Genomic DNA, 24,416 nt, shown 5'->3' on the forward strand with positions numbered 1-24,416 from the left:
GCTTTCGTTTCTTTTAATGTGTACTTTCCTGGTTCTAATTTCTGAGAAACTACTTTACCAGTTTTATCTGTTCGTAACGTATCTACTTTTTTACCCTCTTTATACACTTCGAATTCTGCATCTGATAATACCTTCGTTTTATCTTCCGCATCTACTTTCACAATTTCAAATTGACCTGTTACTTTTTCGGGAATCTTTTTATTCACCACATCTACAGTCAATACTTTATTAGCCTCTACATCAACAGAAACTGAACTAGATGATAATTCATACCCTTTCGGTGCTTCTACTTCTTTTAATGTATAGCTTCCAACTGGAAGTCGTTTCGATAAGGCTTCACCTTTATCATCTGTAACAATTGTTTCCACAACTTTCCCATCTTTATCGATAACATCAAATTTTGCACCTGGCAGAAGTTGACCGGATTCACTATCTTTTTTCAATAATTTAAATTGGCCATTCTCTACTTTTTTCGTATTCTTCATAACAAGTTCAATTACGTTTGTATTATCAATTGTTACTTTGACTGGTGTATCAACTTTTATATATCCTTCTGGTGCATTTATTTCTTTTACAAAATAGTCACCAAGTGGTAAATCTTTAACTTCCGCAATACCCTTTTCGTTTGTTGTAACAGTAGCCACAACGTTATTATCTTTGTCTATAACATCAAATTTTGCGTCTTTTAAAACAATATTTCCATCGTTTTCATCAACTTTTTTAATTTGTAAATGTCCTTTTTCAGCTGCTGGTTTATTCCATTTTGGCCAGTTAAATTTAAAGTTATGAACCTCAAAACCATCTCTTTGGTGTAATCCTCCAACATAGGCTTGTCCATTAATAGAACCACCTTTTGTTTCTACAACTGCATTAGGTGCAAACACACTACCTACTACACCATAACCTTTAGTTGTTATCTTTGTAGCATTAGGAAATACCCAAATTACCTTACTAGCTAACTCAGTAAAAGATGAATTAGGGTCGTATGCTTGAGATGTATTAATTAAATCCGTCGCCATCCCAGTATTTCTTGTATCATACAAAATTGCACCGCCACCAAAACTCACTTCTTCTGCATCTGAATAAATAACAATAAAGTCTTTATTCTCTACATTCGGAAGAAAAACGTCTTTTACATCGAATGCTTTCTTTCCCGTCTGGCCTGAAGAGACATAAATATTAGGGTTGTTTACATCTTCACCGATTCCAAAGCTCATATTAGGTTTTGGCTTATCAGTGTGTAGTTTACTTGCATCCCCAATTACACCATCAACGTCTTTTCTAAATTCTTTAAACTTAGCATCAATCTCCGCTTGCTCTTTATAAGAGATACGGTCATATGATGTTTTCATCGCGCCATCTGGGTCACCGTCTTTTGTCATCGCCACTGTTCCATCTTGAATAATTACCTGTCCTGCTCCCGCTTTCGTAAATTGACCGCCTAGTAATAATGATGGATATCCTTCATCTATCCAAGTTGCTCCAGCTAAGTTATTTGCTCCAGTTGCAGCCGCTACGACTGTATAACTTGATGCGTTCATATTTTTCTGAACAGCCATCGCACCTTCAATATCAGCACTCGTTGCACTATGATCCCCAAAAATGATGGCGTTGTAATAAGATACATCACCTAAACCTTTTAACTCTGTTGTAGCTGCCTCTGCTTTAAATGGTAAATGGATTAAAAAATTCATACATATTAGTAATACAACTATTAAACTACTACTTAACTTTTTAATTTTTTGATTAAATGATTTCCTCAAGAAATTCATTCCCCCTTTTAAACTTCCTAAAATCACAAAAAGAAGTACATTTCATATGTACCAGGTCTTACTCACATTAACTTAAAATAATCCATTTAAATACAACAAAGGAACGCTACAACTACTTAATAAAATTACTACAATTCATTTTTGAAATAATACGTGAACTAAACTGTCATGCGGAAATACTTTTACGTATGGGAGCCCAATAAAATTAATCTGAAGAATATTTCATGTGGTGTAACTATTTTGACAACATCCTTCACTTTACATTAGTTTTCTAAAGGATTCAAGTGAATTGTATAGATTTCATACACAATTCACATTTTAAAACGTTTTCATTCATTTTAATAAGCTCAACAAAAAACGTAGCCAAAAAGCTACGTTTTTCTTTTATCGTTTCGGTGTATTTTTATGATTCTTCAAAAACGGAAGCGGGAACTGCTTACGGAAATGCTCTTTAATCATGTACTCTACACCGTTTTCACTATTTGAACGTGTAATCCAATCGGCTGCTTGCTTTAATTCTACAGGCGAGTTCCCCATCGCTACCCCAAGTCCCACGTTTTCAATAACCTCTAAATCTTCCATACTATCTCCAATCGCAACCATTTCATTTAGCGAAATATTTAAATGCTCTCCAAGCAATTGTAACCCGCGTAACTTTGATACATTTTGCGGTAAAATTTCTATTCGTTTTGAATCACATTCAACATACTCTACATCTTGGAACGCTTTTCTTAATGTATTTAGCCCGCGTTCTTTTTCACCTTTAGTTTGGAAAAGAACATCAATTTTTGGCGCCGCTACCGGATGGTCACGAAGCGCGTCACCTAACGAATCTACAAATTGAACTGGATAAAATAACGGATCTGCGCTTGATAATACAGTGCGCGCAATTAAGTTTGGTGTATTTCTCTCACGATTTCCTATCGAAAACCGTTCATGAGAAATACGTACGTTACAATCAAAGTGCTCTAACACTTGCACAATGTTAAAAGTCTTCTCTTCAGACAATCTTCTTTGAACGTACGGCTTATCTAACGTTGCTGAAACGAAAGCACCACCATGTGTCACTAATATAGAATCTAATTTTAACGCCTTTGCTACTTTATGAGCGGATTGAAAATTACGACTCGTAAATAACGTAACGTATACATCTTTTCTTTTCACAAATTCAATTGTTTCTCTTAATCCTTTTGCAATTTTTCCATTGTTGTATAGTAATGTCCCATCTATATTAAGAGCTAGTAAGCGATAAATCATGTCGCACTCCCCCTCTTCGCTGTTGTACTCTATCCATAATTTATGAAATAAATGTAGCAAATAGAACGAGTTAGAATTACTACTGAAAATTTGGTTTACTATATACATATACACTTAGCAAAGGAGATAGTACAATGCAGGCACCTCCTTCTTTTTATGAAGGCGATACGTTAGAAGTCGCAAAAAAATTACTCGGGCAAAAACTTGTTCATATTGTAGACGGAATAAAGCGAAGCGGAATCATTGTAGAAGTAGAAGCATATAAAGGCCCAGATGATAAGGCCGCACATAGTTATGGAGGCAGACGGACAGATCGCACAGAAGTTATGTTTGGTGCACCAGGGCATGCTTACGTATATTTAATTTACGGTATGTATCATTGCTTTAACGTTATTACAGCGCCAGTGGGCACCCCACAAGGTGTTCTCATTCGAGCTCTTGAACCGGTAGATGGAATAGAAGAAATAAAACTAGCGCGCTACAATAAGACCGAAATTACAAAAGCGCAGTACAAAAATTTAACGAACGGTCCTGGCAAACTATGCCGTGCACTTGGCATCACTTTAAAAGAACGCGGTGTATCGTTACAAAGTGATACGTTACATATTGAATTAGTTCCAAAAGAAGAACACATATCATCACAATATAAAATAACAGCAGGACCTCGTATTAATATCGACTATGCAGAAGAAGCTGTACACTATCCGTGGCGTTTTTATTATGAGGGACATCCGTTTGTTTCAAAAAAATAAGCGATATCAACAATTTTTCAAATATATCTATCGTAACTTACAATATATCAACGATTTTTCGAATATATCTATCGTAACTTACAATATATCAACGATTTTTCAAATATATCTATCGTAACTTACAATATATCAACGGTTCGACAAGAAATATAGATTTATCGACAAATAATAACATTACGAATAAAAGAAGACTGTTCCAAAATGGAACAGTCTTTCCCTCTTACTCTGCACCTTCCGCAGTTGCAATATTATCCTCTAAATTTTCTCTTGATAATGCAGCCGCCATAAAATCAGCTGTTTCTGGAAGTGCTAAATGCATATGAGCTTTTTGACAAATTTGGATGGTACAGTTTTCTATAACATAGTCGAAAACATGTCCGCCCCCGCTTCTTTCATCATCAATGTAATGTAAGTGGAATCCAGCTACCCCAATACCTTGCGCATAATCTGGTGTCCAAAATCCAGCAAGCGTACCTTCTGTATTTTCAAATGAAAAGATTGGTTGTGATTTCGTCACTTCAACGAGCGGTGTATACGGTTTTTCTTGTCTTGGAACAGTTCTCGTCCTTACTTCACGAAACGTACCGTCCATTCGAATACCGTAAAACAAGTTTTTACTTGGCATTAATTCATGTAATAACGCTTCAACTTCTTCACGATTCATCGGACGCTCTACCGTATAACTCATTTCTTTTTCAAAAAACGTTACAGTCGCAAATGGCGTTGTTTCTTCTGGCTCTACTTTTTCCGCTGAACCGTCTGAACGTAAATGATAAAATTCATTATCAAATGCAATCATTTCACCATCTAATTGATCAAATGTGCCGATGCCGAAATCACCATGTTTTTTCAAATCTTCAAAGCTAATTACACCATCATATATACCATCTAATAGCGCAAGCATTGTAGATGTTTGATATACTTCATTACTCGTTTTCGTTTTTTTCGCATCAATATCAATTAATTGCGCAACAGTCATCTCAAATCTGCCTCCATTAGTTTAATTGGTTTGGTAATAATTTTTCGCTTAATTTAATGTTGTCACGATAGTCAATTGGAATATCAATAATGACAGGACCATCTGCTGCTAGCGCGGATTTTAACACACCTTCTAATTCATCAGGCGTGTTAACACGAAGACCTAACGCCCCGAAACTTTCCGCATATTTCACAAGATCAACATCGCCAAACTCTGTAGCTGATGTTCTGCCGTATTTCATCATTTGTTGGAATGCAACCATATCATATGTGCCGTCTCTCCAAACAAGATGGACGATTGGAGAATTTAAACGTACCGCCGTTTCTAACTCCATCGCAGAAAATAAGAAACCACCGTCACCTGATACGGAAACTACTTTTTTACCTGGTTCTACTAAAGTAGCTGCGATTGCCCAAGGAAGTGCAACACCTAGCGTTTGCATACCGTTACTAAATAATAATCTACGTGGTTCATAAGAACGGAAACATCTCGCCATCCAAATAGAATGGGAACCGATGTCACATGTAACGGTTGTATCGTCACTAATTAAAGAACGAAGTGTACGAATCACTTGAAGTGGATGCGTAACACCTTCTGAAGGACGATTTGGAACTTCTGCTTGTTCTGATAATTTTGCGCGTAATCGTTCTAATACCGCTTCTGATTTCGTACTTAATACAAGTTTCGGTAATTTCTCCGCGATGCTATTTACCGTTAAAGCAATATCACCAATTAATTCACGCTCTGGCTGGTAATCATGGTCGATATCTGCTTGATGGTCGTCAAGATGAATAATCGTTCTGTCGCCAAGTTTATTCCAGAACTTTGGATCATACTCGATTGGATCATAACCGATAGAAATAACAAGGTCTGCTTCTTCTAGTAAAATATCACCTGGTTGGTTACGGAATAATCCAACGCGGCCGAAGAAATGATCTTCTAACTCACGTGAAATCGCACCAGCTGCTTGATATGTTTCAACGACAGGAAGCTCTGTATCCGCAATTAATTTACGAACAGCTTTCGTCACTTCATTTGTACTTGCTCTCATACCGAGTAAAATAACTGGTAATTTCGCTGCTTTTATTTTTTCTACTACGTATGTAATATCATGTGTGGGAGCGATTCCAAGCTGTGGCTTAGAAAGCGCACCGATAGACTCTACAGTCGTTTCCGCAGTCATAACGTCTTGCGGCAAACTTACTAAAGTTGCTCCTGGATTTGTAGAAGTCGCACTTCGGAATGCATTTGATAATGCTTCTGGCACATTATCAGGATGCTCTACTTCTACGCTATATTTTGTGATTGGTTCGAATAGTGCAGCATTATCCATAGATTGATGCGTACGTTTTAATCGATCCGTACGCGGTACTGCACCAGCTAAAGCAACAACGGGATCACTCTCCGCATTCGCAGTAACAAGACCTGTCGCTAAATTTGATGTCCCTGGTCCTGAAGTTACAAGACATACGCCCGGTTTCCCTGTTAATCTACCAATAGCAGCTGCCATAAATGCTGCATTTTGTTCATGACGACAAACGATTAACTCTGGTCCTCTTTCTTGCAATACATCAAATACAGAGTCAATCTTTGCTCCTGGAATACCGAAAACATGTGTAACACCTTGTTTAATTAAACAATCAACAACAAGATCTGCTCCCTTTGTTTTTGTCTTCACGTCGTTTGCTTTTACACCTGTACTCAAAACTAATCACCCTTTATTTCATAATGTGTGTAATAAAGATTTTAATTTCACCTAGTTAATTAAGCTGGTGAAGTATCATTTATCATTATATTACAAATGCATTATTTTTCCAACAATATGAATTCGACATTATTTTGACAAGTTTTAAAGAATGCGCTTACAACCTTTTGTTTATCTTAAAATAACATTTTTATATCTCTTCTAAAAATGTACAAAAATACTTCCACCTATTCACATTATTAATAATTTTATAGTACCTTGCTATTAGTATACCCCTTTCAAAATAACCAATAAAAAATGGCTATTTTGAAAGGGGTTTTTAATGTTTGAGGATGCACTTCATCCGTTTCCTATAAAAAAAGGCCTCCTTAAAGGAGGCCCAAGCAAAAACAACAAACGCAAAATAACAACAAATAATGGACGATAAAATCACTATATTGACAAAGTATAGGATTTTTATCAATTGGAGTAACTCAACCCTAAATTACTCTTTTAACAATGCAATACTAATAACTGATTACAGCAATTTTTTACCGTGTCTTAAAATAATTGACTGTCTTTCAAATAATTATATTTATATTGATTGTTATTAATTAGTATATACTTGAATACGACTATACATCCTAATAAAAGGCAATATATTAAGCTGTTAGTCCTCGCGAGTTTATTTTGCCTTTAATGTAACTATACTATATTCTTCCATTTATATCACCGAACATTCCTCTCGTATTCACGCATTTTTCTTGCGTGAATACCGCAATTTAATAAAGAGCTACATTAAAAATTTATAGTTGGAATAAACCATAGTTCTTTCGCCTTTTGTACTGCTTCCATTCTTGATGAAACTTGTAACTTATGAAATATGTCGGTCAATTTATATTCTACCGATCTTTGACTTAAGTTTAATATTTCGGCAAGCTCTCTATTTGTTTTTCCTTTACCAACTTCAACTAGAATCATCTTCTCTTCATCATTTAAAGAAATTATATTTTTCATTTCGCCTTCTACATTTATATTAGATGCATTTTCTACTATCCTTAACTGTCTTACAAGTTGATGAGAAAGAACTACTTCTTTTTTCACTGCATGGCGGATTGCGTTTACCACTTCTTTCTCAGAAGAAGTTTTACTTAATACACCAAGTACTCCGTTATCTATTAATAAATTATAATGTGGAAGCACATCAAATCCTGTAAAAATAAGAATAGCTGCTTCTGGTTGCACACTAAGTATATATTTAGAAAGCTCTAAACCATTTATTTTTGGCATTTGTAAATCTATTAAATATACATCATACTGTTTATTATGCATAACTTCTCTTATTTCTTCACTATCATGGAAAACATCAGCCTCTATATCATCATATCTTTCAATTAATGCTTTAGTCCCTAGGCCAACTGCAACGTGATCATCTACAACAAGAACAGAAATCATTTTTTCATCCCTTCCACATCTAAAGATTGAATCAATTAATCAATTTTCATACTAACTTTAATCTTTAATCCATTATTCACCTTTGAATCTATTGACATTTCTCCACCTAAACTATGAATTCTAGCTACAATCCCGGATAAACCTAAACTACTATAAGAATGATTTAACTCGTCTAAATCTATCCCCATTCCTATCCCATTATCATCATAAGTTAAATTCAAATATCCATTTTGCTCATATAATCGAATTGTAACTTTAGAAGCTTTTGAATGCTTTAGTGCATTATTTAATAACTCCTGAATAATTCTATAAATTGCTTGTTCATATTCTACATTAGGTAGAATAATATTATCTTGAATTTCATAATAGAAGAAAAATGTAGCTTTAAGATTTACTTGTTTAAATAAATCTAATAATGCTTTTTTCAAACCTAATTCATATAGAAATGGAGGACGTAAGTTATTACATGTTTCACGAATGACATAAATATGATCTAAGACATCTTCATATACTTCGTTAATTATTTTTTTCATATCGACATCTGGAATATCTTTATGATATTCCTCTAATTTCCTAGACAAGCGTATTTGGTCTTGTAATACACCATCATGAATATCACTCGCCAAATTTGTCCGCTCTTTTTCAGACAAATTAAATAGTAACTTTGAAAGCCAAATTGGAGGCTGTTTCGGTTCATTTATCGTTTGCAACTGATTCACTAATTCTTCCACTTGATATGAGCATTCTAATAATAAATCAGCATAACTACACAATGTCTCTAACCATCCAATTTCTTGAATGTTCAAACCTCTCCTATTATTAGACTTACATAACAATATAATCATTGTTTTTGCTGAAATGGACAAAACAAACACAAAATGATCTTCTAATTGTATAATGGAACCAACAGTATATGTCTCTAACTGATATCCATTCAATTGCTTTAGCACATCTTCAGAAACATATCCATCCCCAATAATTTGGAGCGAATTATCCCCTTTACTCACTTCAATACAGCATATTTCTTCTCTTCTTAATACATCATTGATTTCTCTCTTTATGCTAACAATTAAGTTTGAAAACTTATATTCATTTTTTGCCTGATGTAAAAATCTATGTAAACTAAACTGATAATTTTTCTGAGAATGATATAATTTTTTCCTTAATTTAAAATCCAAATAATCCTTTATAAAGCAAGAAAGCATTAACGAAACAAACAAGATACCAGCAAATCGAATAACATCTAATATGTTATCGCTAGTATTGTGGAAAATTAAAATCCCTAGTATAACGATGAAACCCGTTAGACATATCGACAGTAAAGCATAATATTGAACTCTATGAATAACAAAATTATAATCAAATATTTTCCCTTCAATAATCATATAAAAAATGCAAATTGGAACCAATAAAAAAAAGATCGCTGTCGTCTCGACACTTATTATTTCTTTGTAATTTATCAAATTAGGAATTAAAAATAAGAATATAAATGGCATGGCTGATATGATTGTGCTCATAATAATAACTCTTATAAACTTAAAATAATAACTTTTTCTACTTTTAAAATAAAATCTAAACAATACATATACTGTTAATAAAAACAAAACAGAACTTAACAATATAATATAACTCGTCGATAAATCATTATATTTTAAATAAATAAAAATGGTTAAACAAACTAAAATAAACGCTATTATATTTATGTAGATTAATTTTGTTTTTGTTATAAACCTTATCTTCAAGCTTTTCGTAAACATGTCCATAAATTTTATAAAAAAGACAACTGAGTACGTTAAAGAAATAGCAACTACAATATACGCTATTGAATCTTTTCGTAACCCCGCCATAATACTAATGTAACTCATTCCTAAACAATGCAGAAAATAGATTAAATCTTTCGTTCCTGCATTCAAGTATGGAGCACGTATTAAAATATATGTAGCCACAAAAAAACACGTTAGATAAAACACAGTTGGTAAAAAAAGATGATAAACCAATTGCTTATCGTACGGATTATACTCTACTTTATATTCTTCTATTGTTCCCCCTTTCTTGATTGTAATTTTCTTTACCCTTTCAGTAGCACCATATAATGAAATATTAGAGTTATCATCAGGGAGAATCCCATCTATTTTTTCAATAATATCCTCGACTGCTAGATCTTGTTCTGCTGCCCAGCTATTTTTCACAATATTATTAATCACCAAATGATTTTCTTGATGCTCTATCTCAATCCCTACCCTAGGATATAACATAATTTCGATTGCAAAATAACTAAATAAACTAAGCGATAGTAACGTTACAATCAATTGATATTCATACTTAAATACTCGAATCACTTTTGTACAAAACTCCTTTTTAACTACAGCAATAACTCCATTTTCTACATTTTGTCATCATAAATTAAAGCATACACATTTCATTTAACGGTTATAAGCACAAAAAATATAGTTATCCTCTGATATAGAATAACTTTCACATTATCATTCATTCAATAAATCTCTACTTTGTTAGTTGTAATACTAATATTATTTATCCTAATTTCAGATTCATTTATAAGTAAAATTCCTACTAGCTGAGAATTTTGATAAAAAATCACTTTCCATTATCACATGTACCAACTTTTTTAATGATATTTCATATTTAAAGTGATATAACTCGATACAACGCCTCACAGTTCACCTTCCTCCTTGTCCTAATATGTAATTTTAAAGAAAAACCTTAGTTAATACTAATGAAAGTTTATTCATATTTCATCAAAAATTGATTACGCTTTACCGAACATGAATTATTCGGATATATAATATAAAACGTACAGTTCCCCTTATTCCAAATATAAGCCTTTTTCTACAACAAAAAAGACGCCCCCATAGGGGCGTCTTCCACTATTACGCTTGTTGTTGCGCGCTATATAATTCTTCAAGTGGCTTCATGATAATTTTGTTAACGTCACCGATTACAACGTTTAGGCGTTGCTCAGTTTCCATTAATTTTGTAATTTTAGCATCTTGTTGAATGCGAGCTACAACTTCTTGTGCTTGTTGGTTGTCTTCTTCAGTGATTTCTTGGCCTTGCATCATTTTCTGTTGTAGGCTAAGTTGCATTGTACGGAACTCATCGAATAAGTTCTTTGAAGCTGTGTCAGCTTGAACTGCTGCGTAGCTCTCTTTTAAAGTTTTGAAGTCTTCGTTTTCAGCGATTGCTTTTTGTAATTCATATGCAACATCATGAATGTTCTTTGTCATTTTATTTTTCCTCCTTTAGAAGGCTAGCGCTTTTCACTCGCACTGCCTTTTACGTGCATTTACATACGCACCTCTTCTTACCATATCAAACTATGCAAGAGATGTGAAGAAATTTCACTTTTATTTCTATGTACTCACCTTATTATCTAAGAAACAATAGTAACAATCCTTGTACGAGCCCGATCATTCCGCCTAATAACGCTCCTAAATACGTAATCATTTTCAATTCGTTTTTCGTAATAGACAGAACTAAGTCTTCTAATCTTTCTGTTGAGAATGTAGACACTTCTTGCTGGACAATTTCCGCAAGGTGTAGATTATTTAGTATACTCTCTACATTTTCTGTTCCCCACTTTAAGCCTTTCGCTACTGCACTTGGAACCACTTTTTCAATAATTGTTTCTCGAACTGGTTCACATACTTGCTGAACAGATTGATTTAAAAACTTACTCACTGTTTCCTCTACTTTAACTGCTGACAGCACGGAGCTTACAATCATTTCTTTCTCTACAAATGCTTCTAATTCTTTTACATCTCTTCCTTTTAACTTTTCCCACTCTTTTTGCAGTACGTCAGTTAAAAGCTGCTTTGTAGCATCTTGCCCTAAAAACTTAATAACTTCTGGCTGCACACGATCCACAACACTTACATTTCCTAAAAACATTCCGACTAAGTTAAGTAGCGTTCCGCGAGAAGCAAAGAAATCATCAATCATTTTTGAAAGACGTGCTTTCCCTTCTTCACTTTCAAAAAAGCTAATTCCTCGCTCTAAAATAAACGCAGAGACATTCGGAATCGCATTCTCTACTTTTTCATTTACAGAATGAGGTAAAGCCTGTTCCCATGTATATGTATAATACTCTGCTAAAAATGCATGAATTTTTTCTGTAATAACATGTTCGATTTTTCGAGTCGCTTCTTCTTCTACATGCGCTACATTCCATTTTTCTAACATATGTCGCAGTGATTGTTCATTCGTAATTACTTTATCCACTTCCACTTGCGCCCAGTGAATTAAACCTTTTTGAAACTCTTCATTTGTTAGCTTTTTTCCAATTCCTTCTGGTGTTAACAAATGTTCTACAACCATTTTCCCTAATTGAACAGCAAGTTCATCACGACGCTTCGGAATTAACCCTGGTGTAAATGGAACTTGAAACTTTCCGATATAAATAGGACGATGAGGACGAAATAACATTTTTATCGCTAAATGATTCGTGTATCCCCCAATAATTGCTCCGAGTCCTGTCGTCGTTAACATATTTAACCATATATTCATTACAATCAACCTTTCACTTCTCCAAAACTATAGCATATCATCATACGGACAAAAGTATAATGGTATAAAAACGTATTTGCAATATATAGCTTCGCCTATTATGCAAATAGTAGTAAAGGAGTGATTTCGTTGGTTCTCGGCCTTTTAACTTCTAAACTTCATTATGAGCAAACGTATTACACCGAAATCGCTAAACGCGCTCGGCTTTATCATAATGTCGTTGCCCAGTTTACGCCATTTTGTATTGATTCTAAAACAGACCTTGTTTCTGGTCTTATTTACGATACAGATACAGGAAAATGGAAAGAGCAAACATTCCCTATTCCTTCTTATATATATGATCGTTATTCTTTTCACGAGGAAACAGACTTTGAAAAAGCAAAATCAATTATTCACTCTTTGCACAACCGTCCTTCCATTACCTTTTTAAATAACACACTTATTAACTTAAGTGAACTACATGATTTATTTCTCACTAATAAAAAACTGTCTCCTTATATACCCAAATTTGAAGTGGCAACGATACAAAACATTTTCAAACTGTTGTTAAAATCTAAAGATATTATTATACGCCCCACTAATATACATTCTAAAGATAACTTATATCGAGTCGCTTACAAAAATAAAACGTTTCATATCGATACAGTAAATGAAAAATACCATACTTCTCTTCCAATCAAGCGGACAGATGAATTTATATCTTGGTGTAAATCTAACATACGTTCATCACGCTACATAGTGCATACCATGCTACAACCACCAAATCAATTAACATACCCACTCCACATTCGAACTATTTTGCAAAAAAACAAAGAACAAACTTGGAATGTTATAGGTCAATTTATACAAAAAAGTTCATTTCCTAATCAGCTTTTACCTTCAGCAACAGACGATGATTCATTGCATTCATTTTCAAAAATTAAATACGTACTATCTAGTACAGGTGTGCAACTATTGCAAGACGCTTTACACGACATTATAAATGAAGTATTCCAAACACTAGATCAGTCTTATTCTTCATTATTCGAACTAGAACTTTCCACAATTATGGATCAAAAAGGCGCAATTTGGCTTATGTATGTCAACACGATTCCTCCTTACGAACAATACATTCGTCATAGTGATTCATTAGCTGAAAAGATATTTCACGGACCACTTAAATTCAGTCGCTTTACACCATAATGAAAGGAGGTAAACCTATTTTGAAAGAGCATATATATACATTAAATATTTCAGATGACCATCCAAATAGCATTACTTTACCTTACGTTTTTTCTATTACACCGCCTATTACATCTCTCTCGTTCGGCATACGTCATATTGCAAGTGAAGAGGTGAAAATTCATTATTCCTTTACTCGCGAAATTATTATCGGAAAGCATATTGCCGAAAAACTTTTACTGCCTCAATCAACTACTATTCATGCATTTACACAAAACCAAACAATTATTTTCGGACCATTAATCGGCATTTTTACAACTGGCTTTAATGATGATTCTTCTAACCCTTTAGGAAATCGTTCAATTGCTCTGAGTGAGTTGTTAACACCACCATTCTCATTACGACCGTTCGTATTCGTCTTTGGCGTTCAACATATACACTGGGAAGAAGAAACGATTGAAGGATATTTCTTTCAAGAGAAACAATGGATAAAGAAAAAAGTCCCTTTACCAAATGTCATTTATGATCGCTTACCGAATCGGCAAGCGGAAAATTATAAACCAATCGTCAGGGCAAAAAGAAAATTAGAACAAGACTACTGCATTCCATGGTTTAACCCAGGTTTTTTCAATAAATGGGAAGTTCATCAACTTCTTACGAAAGACGAATCAATTAAACCCTTATTACCAAATACAGAAGCATTTCAGCATTTTGAACAAGTAGAATGGTTTCTTGGCACGTATAAATCAGTGTACATGAAACCAATACACGGGAGCTTTGGTAGAAATATTCATCAAATATTTTATTCTCAAACAGAGAATTGCTACTACTGTCGTTATCGCGAAAATGAAGAAAATAAACTGAGAAAGTATCAATCATTAGAAACGCTTCTAAACCACGTATTAAAAGGACATGATTTAAAAAAGTTTATCGTACAGCAAGGTATTTCGTTACTTCGCTTCGATGGGCAACCTGTTGATTTCCGCATTCATACAAATAAAAACCATTTCGGTAATTGGATAGTTAGTGCAATCGTCGCCAAAATCGCCGGCAAAGGCAGTTTAACAACGCACGTAAATAGTGGCGGTGATACAAAATTATTACAAGAGCTTTTTCCAGATTCAACGAAACAAGTTCAAATTGAAAATAAATTAAAACATACTGCCTTACAAATAAGTTACGTGCTCGATGAACAAGTAACTGGAAATATTGGAGAAATCGGTTTTGATATCGGTTTAGACACAAAGGAAAATCCGTGGCTCTTTGAAGCCAACTCTAAACCTGGGCGAACTGTATTCCAAGATAAAAAATTAAAAGAGCAAAGTGAACTAACGCGCCAGTTATTTTACGAATATGCCGTCTACTTAACTGAACATTCTTTACGTGATACAAAAGAAAAAATGTCTCAAATAAAATCAGGGGCTTCATCGAACACCGAACATATCCCTTCTCCTATGATTCACTCACAAATACAAAAACAAAAACTTCCACCTAGATAATAAGGTGGAAGTTTTCTATTTACACAAGTTTTACTACAACCTCAGTTTCCACGTTACATACTCTGCAATAAAAAATATGATTGCAATATTCATTTGAATTATTATGCGTTAAACCATCTACTGCACTTAATAATTCTTGATCCATATAGGCACTATAATCGTCTATGTAATCTACAGACTTCCCATAATCTTGGAGTATACTTTGGCAATTTTGACAAGAATATGTTTGTGATTCTAATGCGTTACAAAGCGGGCAAATCCCCATCATGATTCCTCCATACGTTATCGTTTATAAGCCTCTCTTTTTTAGAGTGAAGAGAGCAACCTATCCAGACATAGGAGCGCCCACTCCATCCCTACTTAAAAATAGAACTATGAAGTTGCTACCGATTTCATTTTTATTTCAATAAATCATAAATAAGAAGCTAATAATTAGCCTACAAGTAGCAGGCTACAATGAAAAAATTATATTTAATATCACCCTTAGTTTGGCCTGTTTTCTTAAAAATACAACGATTACTCTTATTTCATAATTTACGAAATCAATACGTTTTTTTGACAAAATTTACAAATTATTATTTTGTATATCTTTCTAGGTAACATCCATACTATGAGTACAAACTTAATTACCGATGGATTAGCGCCAACCGGGGCGATAATCTGGTTCAACTCCAGCTAGTCCAACCAAAAAAACTTTTATAACTCTAAGGAGGATATATTCCTATGGCAAACCAAAATTCTTCAAATCAATTAGTAGTACCAGGTGCAACAGCTGCAATCGATCAAATGAAGTACGAAATCGCTCAAGAATTTGGTGTACAATTAGGAGCAGATTCTACGGCTCGCGCTAACGGTTCAGTTGGTGGAGAAATCACAAAACGTCTAGTTGCAATGGCTGAGCAAAGCCTTGGCGGATTCCACAAATAAATATATATGGCAAAAAGGTCTCAAGGCATATGCCTTGAGACCTTCCTTAATTTATTGCAACATTTGTAAAAACTTCTTCGTGCGTTCTTCTTTTGGATTTGTAAATACTTCTTCTGGTGTACCTTGTTCGACAACGACACCACCATCCATGAAAATAACACGGTTCGCAATTTGATGTGCAAAACGCATTTCGTGCGTTACAATAACCATCGTCATGCCCTCTTTAGCAAGTTCTTTCATTACTTTCAGAACTTCTTGAACGAGTTCAGGATCAAGCGCTGACGTCGGCTCATCAAATAGTAACACTTCCGGCTCCATCGCAAGTGCGCGCGCAATTCCAACGCGCTGTTGTTGTCCGCCTGATAATTGGAACGGATATAAATCCACTTTATCTGCTAAACCAACTTTTTCAAGGAAATAGTTTGCTTTTTTCTTCGCTTCTTCTTTCCCCATCTTTTTCACTGTAACGAGCCCTTCCATTACATTTTGAAGTGCTGTTAAATGCGGGAATAAATTATGGTGCTGGAATACCATACCTGTTTGCGTACGAAGATTAACAATATCTTTCTTCGTTACTTTTTGAGAGAAGTTAAGCTCTTTATTACCGATACGAATATTACCAGCGTTTGGCGTTTCTAATACATTGAGACAACGTAAGAATGTCGTTTTACCAGATCCAGACGGCCCAATAATAACAACAACCTCGCCCTTCTCAACTGTTAAATCTATATGCTTTAGTACGGTATTATCTCCGAAACTTTTTTGTAAGTGCTGAATTGAAATCATAAAAACAAAAACTCCTTTTGTAAAAGGATTATTTTAATGTATAGCGTTCTGAACGCTTTTCTAACATCTGTTGTACGATTGATAATAAGAAACAAATAACCCAGTAAATAAGACCTGCTTCAAAATAAACAATTAAAAACTCGTAGTTCATCGCCGCAATTTCCTGCGCTTTTCGGAACATTTCTGTTACTAAAATTAACGATGCTAATGAAGTATCCTTCACTAAGCTAATAAATGTATTTGAAAGCGGCGGGATTGATACGCGCGTTGCTTGTGGTAAAATAACACGTTTTAATGCTTGTGGATATGTCATCCCAATTGTATAAGCTGCTTCCCACTGCCCTTTCGGAATGGAAAGGATAGAAGCACGAATAATTTCAGATGCATATGCACCGACATTTAATGAAAATCCAACAACTGCTGCTGTATATGGCTCAACTTCAATATTAAGAGTTGGAAGACCATAGAAAATAATAAATAACTGTACAAGAAGTGGTGTTCCGCGAATGATAGATACATAGATACGAGCAATCCATTGTAAAATACGACTACCTGAAATACGTGCGAGCGCTGTTAACGTCGCAAGTATAAGACCGATAATAAATGTAATAAGCGTTAATGGAATTGTTGTAAAAACAGCTTCCTTCAGCATAGGCATGAAGGAAGTCTGCATAATATCTATCCAAGTAGACAATCGATCTGAAACTAATGCACTACTTAGATACATTTTCACCGAACCATTTTTTCGTTATTTTGTCATACGTACCGTCTTTTTTCATATCTTCTAACGCTTTATCTACTTCTTGTACAAGCTTATCGCTACCTTTACGGAATAAGAATCCACTTTGTGAAGCTTCTTTTTCTGTATCTACAATTTTAATTTTTGCATCTTTTTTCGTTTCTAAATAATTTAATACTGATAACTTATCATTAATTGTAAAATCAACGCGTCCTGAAGCTAATAATTCTGCCGCTTGGCTAAATCCTTCTACACCTTCGATTTCTGCACCGTTTTTCTTAGCAATATCTGCATAGTTACTCGTTAAAGATTGTGCTCCTTTTAACCCTTTTACATCAGCAAATGTAGCAGGCTTATCTTTATCTTTTGCGATAACTAATGCCGCTGAAGATGAAATGTATGGTTTAGAGAAATCGTATTTCTTTTGACGATCTTCACGAATACCAACTTCGTTTGCAACCATATCGAAACGTTTTGCATCTAGGCCAGCAAGTAAGCTATCCCATTGTGTTTCTTTAAATACAGGTTTTACACCTAAACGTTTTGCAACTTCTTCTGCTAATTCAACATCGAATCCAGTTAATTTATTGCTTGAATCGTGGAACGTAAATGGTGGATATGTACCTTCTGTACCAATTACAAGTTCACCGCTTTGTTTAATCTTTTGTAACGCGTCTTGACTAGCTGTATCTTTTTTCTCTTCTTTACCGCAGCCGGCTACAATCCCGATCGCTAATGTAGTTACTGCAAGCACTGAAAATAATTTCTTCATGATAGTAATCCTCCAAGTATTCTGATAGGAATTTAAAAACTATATTGATTGTATGCAATCTTGAACAATTTTTCAATGAAAATGTTCTTATTTAGTTTATCCTTTTTCTTCATAATCAAACAAAAGGGAAAAATAACGCTACATACAAAAAATAAGTAACATTTTTTAATATAGCATTTATGGAGAAAAAGGTAAAACAATACTTCTTATTTAACTGTCGTAATTCGCTAAAGAGTCGACATGTTCATCAATAAAAAAGAACTTGTGAAAATCACAAGTTCTCCTCCATGCATATTAAGCACTCTGATTGCCTTCCATTTGCGTTTTATACATATCGTAATAACGCCCCCGCTTTTTCATGAGTTCATCATGAGAGCCTTTTTCTAAAATGGTTCCTCTATCGAGCACAATAATTTGATCTGCGCTTTTAATCGTTGAAAGGCGGTGAGCGATAATAAATGTCGTTCTTCCTTTTTTTACAACTTCTAGTGCTTGTTGAATCATCGCCTCTGTTTCTGTATCAATACTAGACGTTGCTTCATCTAAAATTAAGATAGCTGGATCAAAAGCAAGCGCCCTAGCAAATGAAATAAGCTGACGTTCTCCAGTGGAAAGCGTACTTCCCTTTTCTGTAATTTCTTCATTTATATTATTCGCAAATCTTTCAGCACCAACATCATGCAATGCTTTTATGATACGCTCTTTTGAAATTTTTTCATTTTCTAAGCTTACATTGGAAGCGACCGTCCCGCTAAAAAGAAACGGGTCTTGCAGTACGATTCCCATATGTTCACGGGTTGCTTGTTTCGGCATCTCTTTTACATCGTGACCATCAATCGTAAGCTTTCCTTTTTCAAACTCATAAAATTGAAAGAGTACATTCATGATAGAACTTTTTCCTGATCCAGTATGACCGACAAGTGCCACTGTCTCGCCTTGTTTCGCTTCAAAAGAAATATTTTTTAACACTTCATCTTTTCCATTATAAGAAAATGATACATTATCAAATTTTACATTTCCTTTTAAACGAGGCATACGTTCTTCTTCTACCGGTTCCCCTTTTTCCTCTAACAATTCAAAGACACGTTCTGATGCAACGCGCGCTTGCTCTAAGTTTGCAAGCTGGTTCACCATATTCGTAATTGGCGAGAATAATCGTGTTAAATAATCGACGAACGCATACAGTACCCCAAGTGAAATAATACCTGTAGCACTTAATGACGCACCGCCGAAATACCAAATTACTCCTGTGAAAGCGATATTTCTTAATACGGCTACTAAGTTATGCGAAGTTGCTGCATTTAAATTTAAAATTTTATTTTGATACTTAAAATAATCGCCATTTAATTCTTCAAATTCTTTTTTCGTTTCACGCTCTTGACGGAACGCTTGAATAATTGGCATCCCTTGAATGGATTCATTCACTGTTCCGTTAATATCAGATAAGCGAGAGCGCATTTTATGATTGTATACAGACGCATATTTTCTATAAAGAATCGCCCAAACAATTAAAATTGGGATAATTAATAAACATAATGAAGCGAGCTTCACATCTAATAAAAATAACGCAGCGAATATCCCGATAATATAGATGATACTAGAAACGAATGTTGCCAGCACCGTTACATATAAATCACGAATGGCCTCTGTATCATTCGTCACACGCGAAACAATTTTCCCCGCCGGTAAATGATCAAAGTACCGAATTGGCAACGTTTGAATATGAGAAAAAACATCTTCCCTCATAATTTGAATAATTTTGTTCGCTGCCTTCTGCAAGAAGAACTGCTTTCCGTATGCAAATAATGACACGACTACTAATAAAGCGAAATAGCCACCACCAAGTAATAATAGACGGTTTATTTCTGGTTTATAAAATGCAAACACTTCTTCTTTCGTTAATGCTTTCGCTTTATACACTTGCACCGCCTTACCATTTTGAACGGTAATCATATCCCCTTTTACAGTCCGTGACCCTTCCGCATTTACTTTATTCGGTACAAAATAATATTGAAAACCGACTTGCATTACGCGTACTTCTTTTCCTTTTTTCTCGCCTTGTTCAAAGCGATCACTTCGCTTATAAAAAGCCCCATTATACGAAACAGCATCTTCACTCTGTTCTGTTTCATACCAAGGTTTCTCTATCCCGACGATATGATCGTCAATCATCGTTTTAGCGACGAAAGGACCAGCAAGCTCTGCGATGACGAAAATAAATAACATTAACATCGCAGCAAAAATCGTCCCCTTCACTTTCATCGCGTATTGAAACAACCGTTTTGAAACGCTCATATTTTCACCCCACTATCCGCACTTTCACTTTCACCTTGTTGTCTTTCAAACTGCTCAGCATACCAGCCTCCCTTTTGGATAAGCTGATCATGCGTACCTTCTTCTATAACTGCGCCTTCATCCATAACGAGAATCCAATCCGCATGTTGCACTGCAGATAAACGATGCGTCGTAATAATCGTCGTCTTTCCGCTTCTTTCCGTTCTTATATTTTCAATGATCGCTGCTTCCGTACGAGCATCTACAGCTGATAAAGAATCATCCAAAATTAAAATTTCTGGATTTTGAATAACAGCTCGTGCAATCGAGATCCTTTGTTTTTGCCCTCCTGATAAAGAAACACCTTTCTCTCCAACGAGCGTTTCTAACCCTTCTGGTAAAAACTCTAAATCCTTTTTAAACGCAGCAATTTCAATTGCTTTCTCTAGTTCTTCTTCAGTCGCTTCCCTATTTCCGAATAAAATATTTTCTCGCGCTGTTTTTGAGAACAAAATATGCTCCTGCGGTACATAACCAATCCAGCCGAGTACATTTTCATTCGTCATTTTATCTAAAGTCACATCAGAAACTGCAATATCTCCATCTCCAAGCGGATATTGGCGAAGAAGCTGACGTACAAGCGTCGTTTTCCCGCTTCCTGTTTTTCCGACAACCCCTAGCGTTTCTCCTTGCTTTAATGTGAAAGAAACCTTTTTTAAATTTTCTTCAGTTGATGAAGGATATGAGAAAGACACATCATCAAACTGAATATAATCCGGCTCTTGCACAAGCTTTGGATGTTTCGGATTCTTTACATCTGGCTCATACGCTAACGTTTCATTCACACGGTCAAGCGAAGCATTTCCTCTTTGCATAACATTAATTAATTCCCCAATTGCAAACATCGGCCAAATCATCATCCCTAAATACACGTTAAAAGAAACGAGTTCACCAAGCGTCACCTTTGACTGGAACACAAGGTATGCACCGTACACTAAGCCGATTAAATAACTAAGACCGACAAGCATTTTCACAGTTGGTTGGAATAATGCATCAATCTTTGCTACCTTCATATTTTTTTCGTAGACGTCATCTCCTAAATGATGAAATCTTTCCTCGTCTGCATTCTCTTGTACGTATGCACGAATAACGCGCACACCAGCGATTGATTCAAGCACTTTATCGTTCATATCACCAAACGCATCTTGTGCAACTGTAAATCTTTCATGCAATTTCTTTCCATATATATTCATCGCATACGCCATAATTGGAAGCGGAATAAGCGCTGCAAATGTAAGCTCCCAACTAATTGTAAACCCCATCATAAAGACAATCGTAAGCATATATAAACTAGAATCCACAAGCGTTAATATACCAAAACCAGCTGTCATAGCGATTGCTTTCAAATCATTTGTCGCTCTCGCCATTAAATCACCAGTACGATTTTTTTGATAAAAAGTCGGCGTCATCTTAAGTAAATGCCCCATAAATTTAGAGCGCATCGTTTTCTCAAGTACGAATGCACCGCCAAACAATTGATGTTGCCATACAAAAGTGAGGCCATATCCAACGATCGTAACCCCTATTAAAATAAGAATAGACTGTATAATAGCTTCGTTCGATAACGTTCCTGTTTTTATGTTATCTATCGTAACCCCTAACACTTTCGGGGGAATCACTTCAACTATATTCACAATTAAAAGAGCTCCAATGGCAATACTATATCTCTTCCAGTGCTCCCTAAAAAACCATTTTAGCTTTAGTAATACTGATAACAATGTAACCTCTCCCTTCTCGTTCTCGTTTACCTCTCATTTCTTTATCCACTATCCAGACCTATCACATTTACATTTCGTAACCCATACAATCTCATCACATTTTTCCACCTTCCAAAGTTTTTTATCGGAACTAAACAAGGGAAAATAAACAAAAAAAAGCATACCGCCGCTTGACGATATGCACAGGAATGCATAAAAAGCGTACGTTACGATATACGCAACGTACGCTTCTTATAAGACAAAGATGCCCTATATATCCGTACGGGTTGCGTAATGATATGAATGTTTTCTGCCATTTAACAGAGCTAAGCCCATTACATTTACGATTACAATCATTACGCACACCCCTTTCATTTATTTTCCATTTATAATCTTACAACTTTATTGAGTATTCTGTCAATTATTTTTTCACACTTTAAATAAAAATATATGATACACCATTTTGAAATAAGGGAATGTTCTGTAAGAAAGGGCATACAAAATAAAAAAAGAATAAGAAATCGTTTTCACAAACATTTCATTTGAAAAATGTTATCAAACCCCCTACAATCACCTTATACTCACTCTTACAAGTTGCTATTTTAGGAGGACTAATCATGACAACTAGCAATACGTACAAATTTTATTTAAACGGAGAATGGAGAGAAAGCTCTTCAGGAGAAACAATCGAAATTCCATCTCCATACTTACACGAAGTAATTGGACAAGTACAAGCAATTACTCGCGGAGAAGTAGATGAAGCAATTGCATCTGCAAAAGAAGCTCAAAAATCATGGGCTGAAGCTTCCCTACAAGATCGCGCAAAATACTTATATAAATGGGCTGATGAGCTCGTAAATATGCAGGATGAAATTGCCGATATCATTATGAAAGAAGTCGGTAAAGGATATAAAGATGCGAAGAAAGAAGTTGTTCGTACAGCTGACTTCATTCGTTACACGATCGAAGAAGCTTTACATATGCACGGAGAAAGCATGATGGGCGATAGCTTCCCGGGCGGTACAAAATCTAAGCTTGCGATTATCCAACGCGCACCACTTGGTGTTGTATTAGCAATCGCACCATTTAACTACCCAGTAAACTTATCTGCTGCAAAACTTGCACCAGCATTAATTATGGGTAACGCTGTTATTTTCAAACCAGCAACTCAAGGTGCAATTAGTGGTATTAAAATGGTTGAAGCACTCCACAAAGCTGGCCTTCCAAAAGGTCTTGTAAACGTAGCTACAGGACGCGGTTCTGTAATTGGTGACTACTTAGTAGAGCACGAAGGCATCAATATGGTATCGTTCACAGGTGGTACAAACACAGGTAAACATTTAGCGAAAAAAGCTTCAATGATTCCACTTGTATTAGAACTTGGTGGTAAAGATCCTGGTATCGTTCGTGAAGATGCTGACTTACAAGATGCTGCAAACCATATCGTAAGCGGTGCATTCTCTTACTCTGGTCAACGTTGTACAGCTATTAAACGTGTACTTGTACACGAAAACGTAGCGGACGAGCTTGTTAGCTTATTAAAAGCACAAGTAGCTGAACTATCAGTTGGATCTCCAGAACAAGATAGCACAATCGTTCCATTAATCGACGACAAGTCTGCTGACTTCGTTCAAGGTTTAGTTGACGACGCTGTAGAAAAAGGTGCTACAATCGTTATCGGTAACAAACGTGAGCGTAACTTAATTTACCCAACATTAATCGATCACGTAACAGAAGAGATGAAAGTTGCTTGGGAAGAGCCATTCGGCCCAATCCTTCCAATCATCCGTGTTTCTTCAGATGAACAAGCAATTGAAATTGCTAACAAATCAGAGTTCGGTCTGCAAGCAAGTGTCTTCACTAAAGACATTAACAAAGCATTTGCAATTGCTAACAAAATCGAAACTGGTTCTGTTCAAATTAACGGACGCACAGAGCGCGGCCCTGACCACTTCCCATTCATCGGTGTAAAAGGTTCAGGTATGGGCGCACAAGGTATTCGTAAGAGCCTTGAGTCTATGACACGTGAAAAAGTAACTGTATTAAACTTAGTTTAATCTTATAAAAAGAAGCTGATC

At 35.2% G+C, this 24,416-nt stretch carries 19 protein-coding genes; 5 read left to right on the forward strand and 14 right to left on the reverse strand.

Annotated elements, in window-relative coordinates:
- Both BLT20_RS03500 and BLT20_RS03505 read right to left on the reverse strand, forming a co-directional pair.
- On the reverse strand, positions 1-1,763 hold a 1,763-nt coding region (locus BLT20_RS03500), incomplete at its 3' end, for an MSCRAMM family protein (protein ID WP_016125546.1).
- A gap of 393 nt (positions 1,764-2,156) precedes the next feature.
- Positions 2,157-3,029 carry a Cof-type HAD-IIB family hydrolase gene (locus BLT20_RS03505; RefSeq protein WP_000640431.1) on the reverse strand — a complete coding sequence of 291 codons (873 nt, stop codon included), beginning with the start codon at positions 3,027-3,029 and terminating at the stop codon, positions 2,157-2,159.
- A gap of 134 nt (positions 3,030-3,163) precedes the next feature.
- Here BLT20_RS03505 and BLT20_RS03510 point away from each other — a divergent pair, with 134 nt between their 5' ends.
- Positions 3,164-3,781: a DNA-3-methyladenine glycosylase gene (locus tag BLT20_RS03510; RefSeq protein ID WP_001148797.1), complete on the forward strand. Its 618-nt coding sequence runs from the start codon at positions 3,164-3,166 to the stop codon at positions 3,779-3,781.
- A 220-nt stretch (positions 3,782-4,001) separates the two neighbouring features.
- On the opposite strand, the gene alsD is transcribed toward BLT20_RS03510, so the two are convergent.
- The 6 genes from alsD to BLT20_RS03545 form a co-directional block, all read right to left on the reverse strand.
- Positions 4,002-4,760 (reverse strand): alpha-acetolactate decarboxylase, encoded by a 759-nt coding sequence (alsD, locus tag BLT20_RS03520; protein ID WP_000215022.1) that lies wholly within the window; start codon positions 4,758-4,760, stop codon positions 4,002-4,004.
- 16 nt (positions 4,761-4,776) lie between these two features.
- A complete protein-coding gene (gene alsS / locus BLT20_RS03525; RefSeq protein WP_000103520.1) occupies positions 4,777-6,465 on the reverse strand; it encodes an acetolactate synthase AlsS in 1,689 nt (562 codons plus the stop codon).
- Between the two features lie 777 nt (positions 6,466-7,242).
- Positions 7,243-7,899: a response regulator transcription factor gene (locus BLT20_RS03530; protein ID WP_000626499.1), complete on the reverse strand. Its 657-nt coding sequence runs from the start codon at positions 7,897-7,899 to the stop codon at positions 7,243-7,245.
- A 35-nt stretch (positions 7,900-7,934) separates the two neighbouring features.
- A complete protein-coding gene (locus tag BLT20_RS03535; RefSeq protein ID WP_000621687.1) occupies positions 7,935-10,238 on the reverse strand; it encodes an ATP-binding protein in 2,304 nt (767 codons plus the stop codon).
- Between the two features lie 549 nt (positions 10,239-10,787).
- Entirely contained in the window at positions 10,788-11,144 is a 357-nt protein-coding gene (locus BLT20_RS03540; protein ID WP_000164614.1) for a YlbF/YmcA family competence regulator, read from the reverse strand.
- 142 nt (positions 11,145-11,286) lie between these two features.
- Positions 11,287-12,423, reverse strand: coding sequence for a DUF445 domain-containing protein (locus BLT20_RS03545; RefSeq protein ID WP_002195186.1), 1,137 nt, complete (start codon positions 12,421-12,423; stop codon positions 11,287-11,289).
- A 129-nt stretch (positions 12,424-12,552) separates the two neighbouring features.
- On the opposite strand from BLT20_RS03545, the gene BLT20_RS03550 reads away from it, so the two are divergent.
- Together BLT20_RS03550 and BLT20_RS03555 are read left to right on the forward strand one after the other, a co-directional pair.
- Positions 12,553-13,605, forward strand: coding sequence for a YheC/YheD family endospore coat-associated protein (locus BLT20_RS03550; protein ID WP_000242820.1), 1,053 nt, complete (start codon positions 12,553-12,555; stop codon positions 13,603-13,605).
- A gap of 20 nt (positions 13,606-13,625) precedes the next feature.
- The gene (locus BLT20_RS03555; RefSeq protein WP_073339908.1) at positions 13,626-15,083 is read left to right on the forward strand and encodes a YheC/YheD family endospore coat-associated protein; all 1,458 of its coding nucleotides are present in this window, start codon (positions 13,626-13,628) and stop codon (positions 15,081-15,083) included.
- A 19-nt stretch (positions 15,084-15,102) separates the two neighbouring features.
- Here the strand turns inward: BLT20_RS03555 and BLT20_RS03560 are convergent, their stop codons facing one another.
- A complete protein-coding gene (locus BLT20_RS03560; protein WP_000510476.1) occupies positions 15,103-15,348 on the reverse strand; it encodes a hypothetical protein in 246 nt (81 codons plus the stop codon).
- Between the two features lie 458 nt (positions 15,349-15,806).
- Between BLT20_RS03560 and sasP the strand changes: the two genes are divergently transcribed.
- Positions 15,807-16,010 carry a small acid-soluble spore protein, SasP family gene (gene sasP, locus BLT20_RS03565; RefSeq protein ID WP_000013338.1) on the forward strand — a complete coding sequence of 68 codons (204 nt, stop codon included), beginning with the start codon at positions 15,807-15,809 and terminating at the stop codon, positions 16,008-16,010.
- A 51-nt stretch (positions 16,011-16,061) separates the two neighbouring features.
- Here sasP and BLT20_RS03570 read toward each other — a convergent pair whose 3' ends face one another.
- The 5 genes from BLT20_RS03570 to BLT20_RS03595 all read right to left on the reverse strand — a co-directional run bounded on the left by BLT20_RS03570 (position 16,062) and on the right by BLT20_RS03595 (position 22,359).
- Entirely contained in the window at positions 16,062-16,796 is a 735-nt protein-coding gene (locus tag BLT20_RS03570) for an amino acid ABC transporter ATP-binding protein (RefSeq protein ID WP_000623610.1), read from the reverse strand.
- Between the two features lie 28 nt (positions 16,797-16,824).
- Positions 16,825-17,523, reverse strand: coding sequence for an amino acid ABC transporter permease (locus BLT20_RS03575; RefSeq protein WP_000281501.1), 699 nt, complete (start codon positions 17,521-17,523; stop codon positions 16,825-16,827).
- A complete protein-coding gene (locus tag BLT20_RS03580) occupies positions 17,510-18,307 on the reverse strand; it encodes an amino acid ABC transporter substrate-binding protein (protein ID WP_000732840.1) in 798 nt (265 codons plus the stop codon). The genes BLT20_RS03575 and BLT20_RS03580 overlap by 14 nt, the downstream gene beginning before the upstream one ends.
- A gap of 294 nt (positions 18,308-18,601) precedes the next feature.
- Entirely contained in the window at positions 18,602-20,602 is a 2,001-nt protein-coding gene (locus BLT20_RS03590) for an ABC transporter ATP-binding protein (protein ID WP_000116641.1), read from the reverse strand.
- Positions 20,599-22,359, reverse strand: coding sequence for an ABC transporter ATP-binding protein (locus BLT20_RS03595; protein ID WP_000953783.1), 1,761 nt, complete (start codon positions 22,357-22,359; stop codon positions 20,599-20,601). The genes BLT20_RS03590 and BLT20_RS03595 overlap by 4 nt, the downstream gene beginning before the upstream one ends.
- A 596-nt stretch (positions 22,360-22,955) precedes the next feature.
- Between BLT20_RS03595 and gapN the strand changes: the two genes are divergently transcribed.
- Positions 22,956-24,395 carry an NADP-dependent glyceraldehyde-3-phosphate dehydrogenase gene (gene gapN, locus BLT20_RS03615; protein ID WP_000213634.1) on the forward strand — a complete coding sequence of 480 codons (1,440 nt, stop codon included), beginning with the start codon at positions 22,956-22,958 and terminating at the stop codon, positions 24,393-24,395.
- Positions 24,396-24,416 lie beyond the last annotated feature (21 nt).

The sequence above is a fragment of the Bacillus sp. cl96 genome, assembly GCF_900100505.1.
GTDB lineage: Bacteria > Bacillota > Bacilli > Bacillales > Bacillaceae_G > Bacillus_A > Bacillus_A cereus.